This is a genomic window from Archangium sp. (assembly GCF_036277355.1).
Taxonomy (GTDB): domain Bacteria; phylum Myxococcota; class Myxococcia; order Myxococcales; family Myxococcaceae; genus Archangium.
In genome coordinates, this window is the sequence record NZ_DASUNC010000024.1 from 208,257 (window position 1) to 221,272 (window position 13,016).

Here is a 13,016-nt window from a genome sequence, read left to right on the forward strand (position 1 = left end):
GCCATGGGGAACGGGGTCCCCCTCGCCAATCGTTGCAGGCGCGAGCGGGTGCGCGAGGAGCTGCGCGCGTTCGGGCACGGCCTGGACGTGTGGCTGAAGGAGCGGCGCGACAGGGACGTGGGGCATCACCACGGGTCCCAGCTCGACTTCGTCGAGGGCTACCTGCGGAGTGCCAGGAGGAATCTGGACGAGCAACTCGAGGGGCTGGATGGCGCGCTGCCGGAAGCGCGCTTCCATGAGGAGTGCCTGGGGATGGAGCTCCGGGCCCTCTGCCTGCGGAGGATGTGGCGGTTCTTCCGGGAGCGATTCGATCAACGGGACGACGCGGTCATGGGGCCCCTCCTGCGTGCCGCGGATCAGGTCGTCTGGAGTACCTGGCAGCCGGTCCACGAGTACGTGAGGCTCCTGGGGCTGCCGTTCCAGGCGATGCCCGTGCCGCTGCCCTTCATCGATCTGGAGCACTCACCGGCCCTCACGCGGACGGTCGAGCCGGTTCCCCGGGAGCTGAAAAGGGACGCGGGGAAGGAGTTGCTGCTCAGCCACCTGAAGAAGCTGCCGGTGCAGGTCATCCATCTGCCGGTGATGTGTCTCCACTCGCCCTGGTGGCTCGTCTTCATCGGTCACGAGGTGGGTCATCAGGTCCAGGGTTTCCTCGGCCTGGAGGACGCCTTCGCGGAGTCCCTGTGCCAGACCGTGCGCACGGAGGCGCAAGCGCGTGGCTCTCCCGATGCGCTGGAGGACTCGCTGCGCTGGAGGGGGTGGGCCCAGGAGATCTTCGCGGACGTGTTCTCCCTCGTCTCCATGGGGACGGCCGCGCTCTGGGCGCTCACGGAGTTCGCGTGGCGGCCATCCGAGCGCATGCGGGAGTCGTACGACAGGAGGTACCCTCCGGCGGTGATTCGCCTGGAGTTGATGGCCCAGGTGGCCGAGGCGTTGGGGTTCGGCGAGGAAGCCCGGCGGCCCCTGCGCGGGATGGAGGCGGCCCGGCTCGTGAAGGGAGACCCGCGGGCGGAACGAGAGCTCGCCCTCGTGCCCCGGGTCGTCGGGCTGGCACTGGGCCGTCTGCCCGGAGTGGACTGCTCCTTCGCGGAGATGCTCGACTTCCGGCACGCACACTTCGAGGTGGACTGGCCGCACGTGCCGGAGCCGATCAACCTCCTGACGTCCCGGCGGCTGGCGAGCGCCGCGCTGCGCGGCTGGCTCCAGACGGAGCGGATCGAAGCGGATGCGCGGCGCGAGGAGGCGCGAAGACGGCTCGCGGAACAGGCGCTCGAACTGTTGGCGGCGCCCTACGTGCTCGAGCTGCGCGGAGAGGACGCCGAGGCCACCGCCTCCGCGGGAGTGCTGGGGAAGGAGCTCGGTGCGTTGCTGGCGGGCATGGGGCCCGAGGCGCTCGAGATGGGAGAGGAGGCGTTCTGAGGCCATGGAGGAGGAGACGCTCGTCCTGAGCGGAGTCGATGCATCGACGGGCCGCTATCTCGTTCCACCCCTCCCGCTCGAGCAGGTGGCGCGCGCGGTCGAAGCGAGGCTCCGGGACTCACTTCCACCGGAGCAGGACGCCGGGCGATTCCACGCCTTGCCGTATGGAATCAGCGAGCCGGACGTCCGCCGGGCGGGGTGGGGAATCGTTCTTCCCGTGGGCACGCCCGAGCCGGTACGCCAGGCCCTCCAGCCGTTGATCGATCACCGGGAGGCGCATGTCGAGGCCGGCTGCTTCCACGTGCTCGACTACCTTCCGGGGGAGAAGGCCGAGGAGTGGCTGGTGCGCCACGGCATGTCGAGCGGGGACGTGATCCCCAGCCTGCTGCCCTATTACCTGCTGCTGGTGGGCGCGCCGACGGAGATTCCCTTCGACTTCCAGTATGTGCTGAGCGGCCAATACGCGGTCGGGCGGCTGTGCTTCGAGTCCGCTGACGGGTATGCGCGGTACGCCCGGAGCGTCATCGACTACGAGCGGGCGTCCTCCGTTCCCACGAAGAAGCGGGTCACCTGGTGGGGCCCCCGGCATCCGGGAGACACGGCGACGGCGTTGAGCGCGGACTACCTGCTCACGCCCCTTTCGGAGCCCTCGGTGGCACGGGCCCATGGGTATGACGGTGTCTCCTTCATTGGCGAGGCGGGGACGAGGGCCCACCTCGCCGAGGTGCTGCACGGGCGTGGCGAGCAGCGTCCCACCCTGCTGTTCACCGCCTCGCATGGGATGGGGATGGCGCCGGGGCATGCGCTTCAGCGCGGACTGCAGGGCGCGCTGCTCTGCCAGGAGTGGACGGGCCCCGGCTCCATCGAGAGCACGCACTACCTGAGCGCGGCGGACATCGCGGACGATGCCCGGCTCCATGGGCTCGTCGCGTTCTTCTTCGCCTGCTTCAGCGCGGGGACACCCCGGAAGGCGGAGTTCGCCTTCCTGCCGGAGCAGATACCGGCCCATCTCTCGCCCCAGCCGTTCGTGGCCGCGCTGCCTCAGCGGCTCCTGTCCCATCCGAATGGGGGGGCCCTGGCCGTGCTGGGCCATGTGGAGCGGACCTGGGCCTACTCGATACGGCCACCGCGGGTGGGGCCACGGCTCCACCCCTTCCGGAACTGCGTCGGGCGCATCCTGAATGGCGAGCCGGTAGGGCATGCGGTCCGGGACTTCCGCGACCGTTTCCTGATGGCGACCCTTCTGCAGCGCGAGCTGCTCGGTTCCCAGAAGTCGGCGGGGCCGTCGCTCGAGCTGGTCTCCCGCTGCTTCGAGGGGACTGACGCGCGGAACTACGTGGTGCTCGGAGACCCGGCCGTCCGGGTGCGTGTCGAGCTCCTGTCCTGAGCCGGGACGTGGCTACGGCGTGCCGTTCATCCGCTGCCGGCGGCGCTTCTCGCGGAAGAACTCCACCTGCCACTTGCGCACCGCCGCCTCGTGACACGCCAGCGTGGGACAGAAGATGTGCGTGCCGTCGTTGCGCGACACGAAGAAGAGATCATCGCAGTCCAGCGGGTGGAGGGCGGCCTGGAGGGCGGCGGCGCCCGGGCTGGCGATGGGCCCCGGTGGCAGCCCCGGGGTGGTGTACGTGTTGTACGGGTGCGGCGTCCTCAAGTCCTTCCGGGTGATGTTCCGCGAGTACACCCCGCGCCGCAGCTTCATGGCGTAGAGGACCGTGGGGTCCGTCTCGAGCTTGATGCCCTGGCGCAGCCGGTTGTGGAAGACGCACGAGATGCGAGGCCGTTCCTGGGGCTGGCCCGTCTCCTTCTCCACGATGGAGGCCAGGGTGAACGTCTCCAGCAGCGAGAGCTTCACCCCGTCCTTCCGCTGCGCGTCCGCCTTCCGGTACTCCTCCAGCGCGCGCTCCACCATCTTCCTCAGCACCTGCTCCGCGGTGGCGTTCCGGGTGAAGGCGTACGTGTCCGGATAGAGGAAGCCCTCGAGCGAAGCCGCGGGCACGCCCGCCTCGCGCGGGAAGCCCGGGTCCGAGGCGAGCCGCTCCAACTCTCCCAGGTCCAGCTTCAACTCCGAGCCGGCGAGGATGGGGAGGATCTCCTCGACGCGCAGGCCCTCGGGGACGGTGAAGCGGTAGAGCTTCACCCTGCCGGAGGCGAGCTGCTCCACCACCTGCGCGGGAGTCAGGGTGCCCTCGAAGAGGTACTCGCCGGCCTTGAGCCGTGTGCCCACCCGCTCGCGGCGGATGTAGAGGTAGAGCAGCTCCGGGTCGGTGACGATGCCCGCGTCCGCCAGCATCTTCGCGATCGTCCTCGGGCCGTTGCCGCCAGGCACGGCGAGGGTGATGCCCTCGGCGGGGAGGGTGACGGGCGTGAGGGCGAACTCGGAGATCCGCCGCTCGCGGCGCAGGTACCAGGCGCCCGCGACGGCCGCCGCGAGCACCCCGAGCACGAGCAGGGCGAGCAGGACCTTCTTCACCTACGGCTCCGGGTCGTAGTCGCCATCGTCGTAGGCGTCGCCCGAGGACGGAGGATGGCGGGCGTCGAGCCAGCCCTGGAGGATGAACTGGGCGGCCATCTGGTCGATGACCTCGCGGCGTTTGGCGCGCGACAGGTCCGCCTCGAGCAGGGTGCGCTGGGCGGCCACGGTGGACAGGCGCTCGTCCCACAGCTCCACGGGCAGGCCGAGCGCCTGGGTGAGGGCGTCCACGAACTTGCGGGTGGCCTCGGCGCGAGGGCCCTCGGTGCCATCCATGTTGAGGGGGAACCCGACGACGAAGCGCTCGACCTCGTACTCTTGCACCAGCTCCTTGAGGGCGGCGAGGTCGGCCTTGAGGCTGGTGCGGCGGAGGGTGGTGACGGTCTGGGCGGTGAGGCCCAGGGCGTCCGAGGCGGCCACGCCAATCGTCTTGGTACCGTAATCGAGGCCCAGGGTGCGCATGCGCGGCGGAATGTAACCGCAATCCCCGGCCGTGGACCGCCCCGTCCGCGAGGCAGGACCGTGCTCGCCCGGTGAGCGGGCCAACCCGCTGAATTCATTGAGCCGGGCGAGGGCCCGGGCCCGGCATCGCCGCTGCAATCCGTCAGGCGCGGAACACGGTGCGGCATCCGGAGGCATGGAGCCCCGGTGCCGCGCGGGAGGCACCATGAGTGACTTCTTGAGGGGTCTGGGCAGTGCACTGGGGGGAGTGACGAGCCTGCTGTCGGGGGGCGCGCTCATCGACGCGGCGGGCAACGCGCTGGGGCTGCCGCCGGCGATTACCAATGCGGCGAAGGTGGCCGTGGGCGCGATGACGGGCAACGTGATGCTGGCGGCCGATGGCGCGATGGGGCTCGCGCAGGAGTTGACGAAGAATCCGCCGGCCACCACCGAGTACAAGCCGCCCGCCGACAGCGCGCGGGCCTGTGAGGGCTACGCGCGCCCTCCGGCGCGGGACTGCTCACCGCCGGGGACGAGCGGCCCGGCGCGGGCGTGTGGTGGCACGCAGGGCAGCCACCTGGATCCGAAGATGAACGACTACTTCCACGCGCTGCAGACGCTCCAGCAGAACTTCCGCTACCTCGACGCGACGGACGGGAAGCTGGACGGCAACCTGTCGCGAGGGGACCTGCAGCGCATCGCCCAGGACGCGCGCGTGTCGCCCGAGCTGCGCCAGGCGGCCCGCTTCCTCGTGGACAACCCGGGCTACTTCGAGCGGCTCGAAACCTCGGGTGGCGTCCACTCGCAGGGGCAGATCTTCCGCGACATGAACAATGACGACCGCGTCAGCCTGAGCAACATCCAGAACGAGATCTTCAAGGTGAAGGCGGACTTCGCCCAGTACGGGCGGCCCGCGGGCACGGGCTGCGTGCCATCCGGGTCCACGGGGGGCACGGCCAGCTCGAGCATGAGGGGCATCATCAACGACCCGAGCATGAGCCTGGAGGAGAAGATCGAGGCCATCCTCATGTCGCTCACGGAGAAGATGGACGGGGAGATCCTCCAGGTGATGGATCAGCTGGCGGCGGCGCAGGACAAGCAGGCCGGCATCAAGAACGGCAAGGGGGACGAGAAGGCGCTCGCGGACTCGCAGCGCGACATCGAGCGCCTCAACCTGCGGCTCCAGAAGCTGGTGGAGAAGCGGAAGATGATGTTCGAGATGATGAGCACGCTGTCCATGAAGTTCAACGAGATGGCGAAGACGGCCCTCTCCAACATGCGGAGCGCGTGAGCGGAGATGGGACGCGTCATCAAGTACGAGGGAGGAACCATGGACACGGCGACGGCGGAGAAGCTGAAGGCGTTCGTGCGCGGGGAGGCGACGTGGGCGGAGGTGGAGGGGATGACGTTCGCGGAGGCGAAGGCGATTGCCCAGGTGGGGTGTGACCTGGCGGCGGCGGGGCGCTACGAGGAGGCGCGCATCCTCTTCGAGGGGCTGGTGGAGGGGAACCCGAAGGACTCGGCGAGCCGCGCGGCGCTGGGCACGGTGTACCAGAAGCTCGGGAGGCTGGAGGACGCGGTCACCGAGTACAGCGCGGCGCTGGAGAGGGACCCCTCCAACCCGGTGGCGCTGGTGAACCGGGGCGAGCTGTACCTGCGGCGGGGCAACCGGCAGGGCTTCACGGACCTGGCCAACGCGGTGGAGGCGGACCCGAGGGGAGAGACGTCGGCGGGCCGGAGGGCGAAGGCGCTGGTGAGGGCCATCACGCTGGCGGCCGCGGAGAAGCTGCAGACGGAGCCGCGGGCGAAGGCGTAGTCCGCGGAGCCGGGAGGGACCGCCGGGCCGCGGAGGGGAGGAGGGGATCGGGCGGCCCGGGGGGAGGGCGTCAGTGGGTGGGCTCGGAGAGGGGCCCGCCCGCTGGCGCCTTTTTTTCTGGAGCGGGAGGAATGGCGGCGAGCCGCTCGCGGATGGGCGGGTGGGTGTGGTTCTTGAGGACGACCCAGCGGGGCGGGTCGGGGTTCATCTTGTTCACCCGGGCGGCCTTCACCAGCATGCGGCGGAAGGCGGCGGGGTCCTGGGTGAGCTGGAGGGCGTAGCGGTCGGCCTCGCGCTCGCGCTCACGGGAGAAGGCGGAGGAGAGGGGCGTGCTCAGGAAGAAGACGAAGAAGGAGAGCAGCCACAGGAGGGGGAAGGTGCGGATGTCCGCGAAGCGCGTGGTGCCGAACCAGCCCCGGGCGGCGGCGTGCCGCAGCATCCGGTCGATGACGTAGAGGAGCCCCACCAGGGCCAGCGAGGCGGCGATGCGCCCCGGCCACTTCGGCTCGTGGACGTGGCCGGCCTCGTGGGCCACGGCGGCGAGGACCTCGTCGGGCTGGAGCTCGCGCAGCATGACGTCGTTGAGCACGATGGTGCGCGTGGGGCCCTGGCCCGCGAAGTACGCCTGGAGGCGCTTGCTGGCCACGGACGTCTTCTCCACCCGCACGTCCTGGAAGGGGACGTTCGCCTGGGCCATGAGCGCGGTGATGCGCTCGCGCAGGGGGCCCTGCTCCAGGGGCGTCTGCTCGAAGAAGACCTGGCTGCGGTACGGGTCGAGCGCGGAGGCCCCCAGCATCAGCAGCGCCGTGGGGATGCCCAGCACCAGCCACCAGCGCTTCATCCGCCGCGCCAGCCCGTACATGCCCAGCGCCAGCGCCGAGACGGCGACTCCTTCCATGGCGATGCCCTTGAGCTCGTCCACCAGGAAGCGCAGCGGCGTGTACGAGGACATGCCGTAGCGGTGCTCCAGCACGTAGTCGAAGTAGATGGTCGCCGGGACGTAGACGAGCTCGATGAAGAGCTCCACCAGTAGCGCGAAGAGCAGCGCCGCGCCCCAGCCCGGCTCGCCCCAGAGCCGATCCAACGCCTGGACCACCACCCGGAGGACCGGTGCCGTGCGCAGGACCGCGAGCCGCTGGGACAGCCAGGCCGCGCTGGACTCGGACCACCGGTAGAAGGGCCGCACCAGGACGCCCAGGATGAGCGCCAGGACTCCCAGGTAGACGAGCGGGCTCACCGCGCTCCGGATGTAGAGCGGCAGGTGGTAGGCCTCGATCTCGGCGAGCTGCTCGGGGGTGAAGATGGGCTCCATGCGTGGAGCCAGAGCCTAGTCCCTTCCCCGGAGCTTCTCCCAGAGGGGGGGGGGCTCGCCGGGGCGGCGGGGTGCTGTCCGGCACCAGCTTCCCGCTGCCCTCGCCGGAGCGCGTTGACGCGTTGAAAGGACAACGCCCTCGCATCGCCGTACTGGCGTGAGCCGTGCGTCCCCAGCACCTTCAGGGGTGCGAGGAATGCCCACGGTATGACGACGGTCGCGGAGTTCATCGAGAGGAACCGGGAACAGCTCATCGAGGGCTACACGCTTCAACCCGTGAGCCCCAGTGGAGACACGGGGTTCAATCCAGGATGCGTGGCACCCTCACCCCGTCCCTCTCCCGGGGGGCGAGGGGAAATGGCCTCGGGGAAATGGCCTCAGGAGTGCGGCTTGGACCGGGTGGGCTCGTCCTCGGGGACGGGGGCCGACTCCGTGTCCGCCAGCAGCAGGGCCTTCATCTTCTCCAGACTCTGGCGCGTCTTGTCCACGAACGTGTTCTGCGAGCCGATGCGCTCAGCCGCCTCCAGCGTGCGCTCGTAGATGTTGATGGACTTGGTGAGGAGGATCCGCACCTTCTTGCGCACCTCCTCGCGGTAGATGGCCGCCTCCTCCGCGTCCAGCTCCGCCGGGGCCGGCGAGCTCACCAGGTGCTCATACAGGTTCTCGTACATCGAGCCGATCTGCGACCCGGCCGCCGTCGCCCAGTGCCCGTTGCCCACCCGGATGGCGCGCAGGTAGTTGCCCTGTGCCGACAGCAGCAGCTCGGCCTTGTAGTTCAAGTCATTGGCCAGCGCGTCGCTGCCCTTGGCCGGGTCCAGCTTCACCTGGTCGTAGTGCTGCCGGTAGATCTCCCCGATGAAGAAGTGCGCCTGCGCGGGGAAGTAGTCCTCGACCTCGTCCTTGTCCGCGAGGGACTCGTACGTGGTGAGCGCCTGGCGCAGCGTCTTCTCCGCCTTCTCGCTCTGCCCCGTCTCCAGCTCGCACACGCCCTGCTGCACCTGGGCCTCCAGGCGCTTGCCCACCGGCAGGTCCGAGCGCGCGGCGATGGTGCCCAGCACCTTCGCGGCCTCCGCGAAGCGCTCCAGGTGGTACTGCGTCTCGGCCAGGCGGAAGGCCGCGTCCAGCGCGTCGCCGGTGCCCTTCTCCGCGTCGGCCAGCTCGGAGAAGCGCAGGTTCGCCTCCCCCCACTGCTCCAGCCGCTCGTGGGCGAGGCCCGCGTTGTAGAGCGCCTCCTCGCGGTGCTTGCTCTGGGGGTGGAAGTCCACCAGCCGTCCGAAGTAGCGCGCCGCCTTGGCGAAGTCGTTGGCCGCGAAGGCCGACGTGCCTCCGGCGAACAGCTCCTCGTCATTGAGCGAGGCCAGCTCCAGGTCCGCCGTCACCGTCACCGGATCGAAGTGCACCTGCTGCCGGGGCGTCTCCGGCGTGTCGCGCACCGCCGTGCCCGTCGTCCGGCACCCCACCAGGCCCAGAACTCCCACCAACACCCACTTGCGCCAGGTGGCCAACATGTATGTCCTCCGCTGCATAGGTCGTCAGGGGCCCCCGGAGGGGCCGTCCAGGTTTCCTGCCTCCAGGACAGCAAGAGCCGTCCCGGAGTTCCCAGGCGGCGCGCAGCTTAACCTCCGCCCGGGTTTCCCGCCCGCATGGCCCGATGCCCGGCTGCCGGGCGGGCAAAGCCGTGGACACTTGGAGGAGCGACGATGTTGGCCCGCCCGCCGAGCCCTACGAGCCCGGCCAGTTCTACCGCCGCGAGCTGCCCCACCTGCTGAAGGTGCTCGGCGGCGTCCAGGAGCCGCTGGAGACGGTGGTCATCGACGGGTACGTGTGGCTGGGCGAGGAGCGGCCCGGGTTGGGCGCGCACCTGTACGAGGCGCTCGGGCGGCGCATGCCGGTCATCGGCGTGGCCAAGACGGCGTTCCACTCCAGCCAGCTCGCGGTGCCAGTGCTGCGCGGGCAGAGCCAGCGTCCCCTGTTCGTCACCGCGGTGGGCGTGGAGGCCCGCGAGGCCGCGGAGCACGTGCGGCGGATGCACGGGGCCTCGCGGATTCCCACGCTGCTCAACCGGGTGGACCGGTTGTGCCGGGATTCGTGAGCGGGGCTCCCGGGGCTCAACCCGGGGGGCTGGAACCCTCACCCCGTCCCTCTCCCGAGGGGAGAGGGGCAGTGGGGCCGGGAATCACTTCGTCGCCGATCAGGTAGCGCCCCGTGCGCCACAGCGCGCTGATCTCATGCACGTCCAGCTCGAAGCGCGGCACCTGGATGAGCGGCGTGTTGCCGACCGCCGCCTGCAGCTCGGCGATGCCCCGCGCGTCCTGCTCCGCCAGCATCGTCAGCTCTCGCAGCGTCTGCTCCACCTTCGCGCGCCGCGCCGGGATGAGCCCCTGCATCTCCTCCCACAGCTGCGCGCCCGGCATCGGGTGCACGCGGTTGACCACCACCGCCACCACGTCCATCTCGTTCTGCTTCAGCAGCCGGTGGAAGTGCATCACCTCGTCCAGCCGCTCGCGGCCCGGGCTCGTCACCAGCACGAAGCCCGTCTGCTCCGCCTCCAGCAGCTCGCGCACCCCGCGCGCCCGCTCCCGGAAGCTCTCGTTCATCGGCGCGATGGCCATCATGAAGGCGGCCAGCTCCTGCAGCGTCTCCGTGCCGGTGAACTTGGAGATCGTCTTCGCCGCGTAGCTGCTGCCCAGGCTGAACAGGGACAGGCCAATCCGGCCCGCCGCCAGCGCGGGCGTGAGCAGCCACTTGGCCGCCTCGTTGTCGAGGAAGTCCAGCACCCGGTTGGGCGCCTCGAGGAAGTCCAGCGCGTGCGCCGTGGGCGGCGTGTCGAGCACGATGAGCTCGTAGTCGCGCTTCGTGCGCAGCTCCCACAGCTTCTCCATCGCGATGTACTCCTGGCTGCCCGCGAGCGCGCTGGAGAGCGACTGGTAGAAGCGGTTGGAGAGGATCTTCTCGCGCTTGTCCGGTGGGGCGTACTTGACGATGAGGTCGTCCCACGTCTGCTTCATGTCCAGCATCATCGCGTGGAGCCGGGCCCGGGGCTTCACCCCCAGGGGCTCCAGGGCGGAGGCGGGGACCTCGGCCTCCACGTTGCCCAGGGCGTGGAGCCCCAGCGAGTTGGCCAGCCGCTTGGCCGGGTCGATGGTGCACACCAGGCTGCTGCGCCCATCCACCGCCGAGCGCAGCGCCAGCGTCGCGGAGATGGTCGTCTTGCCCACGCCTCCCGAGCCGACGCACACCAGCACGCGCTTTTGCTTCAGGGCCTCGGAGAGCGCGTTCATGCCCCCGCCTTCCCCGTCACCATCGGCTCCAGGTATCCCATCACCTGCTCGATGGCCGAGCGGTCGAAGTCCGGCGTGAAGATGCGGGGCACCTGGTGCACCGGCACGTGCAGGTTGCGCTCCAGCTTCATCTCCGCGAGCACCGTCTGCGCCGCCCGGTCATGGTGCGAGCGCGCCACCCGCAGCAACTCGGGCTGGTCCACCAGCGCCTCCAGGTCGTCCTCGGTGAAGCGCTCGAGGAAGGCCGCGTTCAGCACCGCCGCGTGCGTGCGCACCTTCACCTGGTCTCGCAGGGCCGCGTGCAGCTCCAGCGTCTCGTTCACCGGCAGCTCCTCGGGCAGCGACACCAGCACGGCCACCGTCACCGCGGGGTCCTCCAGGATGTCGCGCATCTTCAGGGCCTCGCGGGTCATGGGCCCGGGCGGCAGCGTCTGCAGCAGCACCTGCGGCACGCGCAGGAAGGTGATGGCGTGGCCCGTGGCCGGCGCGTCCATCACGAGGGTGTCCCACAACGGCTTGCCATCCGGCCGCTTCTCCTGGGCGTGGTAGAGGATCTTCCCCAGCAGCACCAGCTCCTGCAGCGAGGGGATGAAGCGCAGGAAGTAACGCACCACCTTGTTCTCGAAGACCGTCTTGTAGAGGGTCTCGAAGCGCAGGACCATGAGCGCGTACTCGCGCATGGCCTCCTGGGGGCGCACGTCCACCGCCCAGAGGTTGTCCTCCAATTTCGTCACTTCAGGGCCCACGGGCGGGTGCCCGAGCAGGCGGCTGATGCGCTCCTGGGTGTTGATTTCGCACACCAGGGTACGCCTGCCGGCGCGCGCCGAGCGCAACGCCAGCGCCGCGGCGATGGTGCTCTTGCCCACGCCACCCTTGCCAGAGACGATCCACACCCTCTTGTCGAGCAGGCCGGCCATCGGGAGCGGCGAACCGTAGGGACGCCCCTCCCCCCTGTCAACGCGCTCTGTCATCTGGATTCCATCGCTTGACACGTCGCGTCGCGTCCTTCCAGAGTTCGCGCGTTTTCTCCAGAACCTTCCGCGTCCCCCTCGTCGAATCCCCGCGGACTGATGGACACCCCCATGCTCAAAGACAACCCCGTGGTGAAGAAGCTCGTCGAGACCGGCGAGGAGCGCGCCGGCAAGCTGGCGCAGCAGCTGATGTCCAACGAGAAGTTCGTGGCGGCGGTGCAGACGGTGGTGTCGCGCACGCTGGCGGCCAAGGGCACGCTGGATGGAGCGCTGCGCTCGGCGCTGTCGGCCATGAACCTGCCCTCCAGCGCGGACGTGGAGCAGCTGCGCAACAAGGTGGATGACCTGGAGCGGCTGCTGTCCTCGGTGGAGTCCAAGCTGGACACGCTGACGGCCGCGGCCCAGAAGAAGAAGTAGAGGGCCCTCCATGCGGCGCATCGCCTTCATCAACGAGAAGGGTGGCACCTGCAAGACGACGCTGGCGGTCAACACCGCGGCGTGGCTCGCGAAAGAGCGCGGGCTGAAGGTCCTGCTGGTGGACCTGGACACGCAGGGGCACGCGGGCAAGTCGCTCGGACTGGACGTGCGCACGCTGCCGCGCAACGTCTTCCACCTGCTCACCGATCCGGCCGTGCGCCTGGAGGACGTGGTCCAGCCCTCGGCCGTCGAGGGCCTGTCCGTGCTGCCCGCATACAAGGAGATGGCGGACTTCCCCCTGGTGGTGGCCCAGGACGAGCGCCGGGCACACCGGCTCGCCGGGCGGCTCGAGGCGGCGGAGGCCGCTGGCTTCGACGTCATCGTCTTCGACGCGCCGCCGTCCATGGGCATCACCACGCGCAACATCCTCGTGGCCGCCACCGAGGTGGTGGTGCCCGTGGCCCTCACGTACTTCGCGCTCGACGGGTGCGCCGAGGTGGCCGACACCGTCCGTCAGGTCGCCGAGACCGAGGGCCGCCCCGGCTTGCGCATCACCAAGGTGGTGCCCACCCTGTACCGCCGCACCGCGCTCGCCACCGCCATCCTCGAGCGCCTCAAGGCCTACTTCCCTGAGACCCTCGCCGCCACGCCGCTCGGCTACAACGTCAAGGTGGACGAGGCGCAGAGCCACGGGAAGACCATCTGGGAGTACGCCCCGAGCAGCACCGGCGCCCGGATGCTCGCCGCCATCGCCACGGAGATCTTCGACGGGGCGCCCGCCCGGGCCACGAAGCGCGGGAAGAAGGACTCCCGCGTGGCGTAACTTCGGGGTCTCTCGCATCCGGGGTATCGGCTCGCTGTACTATCTCTTCTATGCGCTCGGGCA

At 69.9% G+C, this 13,016-nt stretch carries 13 protein-coding genes; 7 read left to right on the plus strand and 6 right to left on the minus strand.

All coding sequences use genetic code 11. The annotated features are described in order from the left end of the window. Positions 1 to 3: 3 nt before the first annotated feature. A complete protein-coding gene (locus VFZ09_RS07135; protein WP_329726729.1) occupies positions 4 to 1,419 on the plus strand; it encodes a hypothetical protein in 1,416 nt (471 codons plus the stop codon). 4 nt (positions 1,420 to 1,423) lie between these two features. Then, complete coding sequence (locus VFZ09_RS07140; protein ID WP_329726730.1) at positions 1,424 to 2,806, plus strand: C25 family cysteine peptidase; 1,383 nt, start codon at positions 1,424 to 1,426, stop codon at positions 2,804 to 2,806. A 12-nt stretch (positions 2,807 to 2,818) separates the two neighbouring features. Here VFZ09_RS07140 and mltG read toward each other — a convergent pair whose 3' ends face one another. Beyond that, positions 2,819 to 3,892 carry an endolytic transglycosylase MltG gene (gene mltG, locus VFZ09_RS07145; protein ID WP_329726731.1) on the minus strand — a complete coding sequence of 358 codons (1,074 nt, stop codon included), beginning with the start codon at positions 3,890 to 3,892 and terminating at the stop codon, positions 2,819 to 2,821. Further along, a complete protein-coding gene (gene ruvX, locus VFZ09_RS07150; protein WP_329726732.1) occupies positions 3,893 to 4,354 on the minus strand; it encodes a Holliday junction resolvase RuvX in 462 nt (153 codons plus the stop codon). Between the two features lie 205 nt (positions 4,355 to 4,559). On the opposite strand from ruvX, the gene VFZ09_RS07155 reads away from it, so the two are divergent. After that, positions 4,560 to 5,624: a hypothetical protein gene (locus tag VFZ09_RS07155; protein ID WP_329726733.1), complete on the plus strand. Its 1,065-nt coding sequence runs from the start codon at positions 4,560 to 4,562 to the stop codon at positions 5,622 to 5,624. Between the two features lie 6 nt (positions 5,625 to 5,630). Beyond that, a complete protein-coding gene (locus tag VFZ09_RS07160) occupies positions 5,631 to 6,149 on the plus strand; it encodes a tetratricopeptide repeat protein (RefSeq protein ID WP_329726734.1) in 519 nt (172 codons plus the stop codon). A 70-nt stretch (positions 6,150 to 6,219) separates the two neighbouring features. Here the strand turns inward: VFZ09_RS07160 and VFZ09_RS07165 are convergent, their stop codons facing one another. Both VFZ09_RS07165 and VFZ09_RS07170 read right to left on the minus strand, forming a co-directional pair. After that, a complete protein-coding gene (locus VFZ09_RS07165; protein ID WP_329726735.1) occupies positions 6,220 to 7,461 on the minus strand; it encodes a M48 family metalloprotease in 1,242 nt (413 codons plus the stop codon). A 377-nt stretch (positions 7,462 to 7,838) separates the two neighbouring features. Beyond that, positions 7,839 to 8,969 (minus strand): tetratricopeptide repeat protein, encoded by a 1,131-nt coding sequence (locus tag VFZ09_RS07170; RefSeq protein WP_329726736.1) that lies wholly within the window; start codon positions 8,967 to 8,969, stop codon positions 7,839 to 7,841. Positions 8,970 to 9,139: 170 nt separating this feature from the next. Between VFZ09_RS07170 and VFZ09_RS07175 the strand changes: the two genes are divergently transcribed. Next, complete coding sequence (locus VFZ09_RS07175; protein ID WP_329726737.1) at positions 9,140 to 9,553, plus strand: endonuclease V; 414 nt, start codon at positions 9,140 to 9,142, stop codon at positions 9,551 to 9,553. 16 nt (positions 9,554 to 9,569) lie between these two features. On the opposite strand, the gene VFZ09_RS07180 is transcribed toward VFZ09_RS07175, so the two are convergent. Further along, on the minus strand, positions 9,570 to 10,742 hold the full coding sequence (locus VFZ09_RS07180) for an ArsA family ATPase (RefSeq protein ID WP_329726738.1): 1,173 nt from the start codon (positions 10,740 to 10,742) through the stop codon (positions 9,570 to 9,572). After that, positions 10,739 to 11,659 (minus strand): ArsA family ATPase, encoded by a 921-nt coding sequence (locus VFZ09_RS07185; protein ID WP_329726755.1) that lies wholly within the window; start codon positions 11,657 to 11,659, stop codon positions 10,739 to 10,741. The genes VFZ09_RS07180 and VFZ09_RS07185 overlap by 4 nt, the downstream gene beginning before the upstream one ends. 165 nt (positions 11,660 to 11,824) lie before the next feature. Between VFZ09_RS07185 and VFZ09_RS07190 the strand changes: the two genes are divergently transcribed. Together VFZ09_RS07190 and VFZ09_RS07195 are read left to right on the plus strand one after the other, a co-directional pair. Next, positions 11,825 to 12,130: a hypothetical protein gene (locus VFZ09_RS07190; RefSeq protein WP_329726739.1), complete on the plus strand. Its 306-nt coding sequence runs from the start codon at positions 11,825 to 11,827 to the stop codon at positions 12,128 to 12,130. A gap of 10 nt (positions 12,131 to 12,140) precedes the next feature. Beyond that, on the plus strand, positions 12,141 to 12,953 hold the full coding sequence (locus VFZ09_RS07195; RefSeq protein ID WP_329726740.1) for a ParA family protein: 813 nt from the start codon (positions 12,141 to 12,143) through the stop codon (positions 12,951 to 12,953). Positions 12,954 to 13,016: the final 63 nt, after the last annotated feature.

Excerpts from the sequence above, each read along its gene's own strand:
- VFZ09_RS07135 (WP_329726729.1), top strand. The coding sequence starts at position 4 with ATGGGGAACGGGGTCCCCCTCGCCAATCGTTGCAGGCGCGAGCGGGTG.
- VFZ09_RS07140 (WP_329726730.1), top strand. The coding sequence starts at position 1,424 with ATGGAGGAGGAGACGCTCGTCCTGAGCGGAGTCGATGCATCGACGGGC.
- ruvX (WP_329726732.1), bottom strand. The coding sequence starts at position 4,354 with ATGCGCACCCTGGGCCTCGATTACGGTACCAAGACGATTGGCGTGGCC.
- VFZ09_RS07155 (WP_329726733.1), top strand. The coding sequence starts at position 4,560 with ATGAGTGACTTCTTGAGGGGTCTGGGCAGTGCACTGGGGGGAGTGACG.
- VFZ09_RS07160 (WP_329726734.1), top strand. The coding sequence starts at position 5,631 with ATGGGACGCGTCATCAAGTACGAGGGAGGAACCATGGACACGGCGACG.
- VFZ09_RS07165 (WP_329726735.1), bottom strand. The coding sequence starts at position 7,461 with ATGGAGCCCATCTTCACCCCCGAGCAGCTCGCCGAGATCGAGGCCTAC.
- VFZ09_RS07170 (WP_329726736.1), bottom strand. The coding sequence starts at position 8,969 with ATGTTGGCCACCTGGCGCAAGTGGGTGTTGGTGGGAGTTCTGGGCCTG.
- VFZ09_RS07180 (WP_329726738.1), bottom strand. The coding sequence starts at position 10,742 with ATGAACGCGCTCTCCGAGGCCCTGAAGCAAAAGCGCGTGCTGGTGTGC.
- VFZ09_RS07185 (WP_329726755.1), bottom strand. The coding sequence starts at position 11,659 with ATGGCCGGCCTGCTCGACAAGAGGGTGTGGATCGTCTCTGGCAAGGGT.
- VFZ09_RS07190 (WP_329726739.1), top strand. The coding sequence starts at position 11,825 with ATGCTCAAAGACAACCCCGTGGTGAAGAAGCTCGTCGAGACCGGCGAG.
- VFZ09_RS07195 (WP_329726740.1), top strand. The coding sequence starts at position 12,141 with ATGCGGCGCATCGCCTTCATCAACGAGAAGGGTGGCACCTGCAAGACG.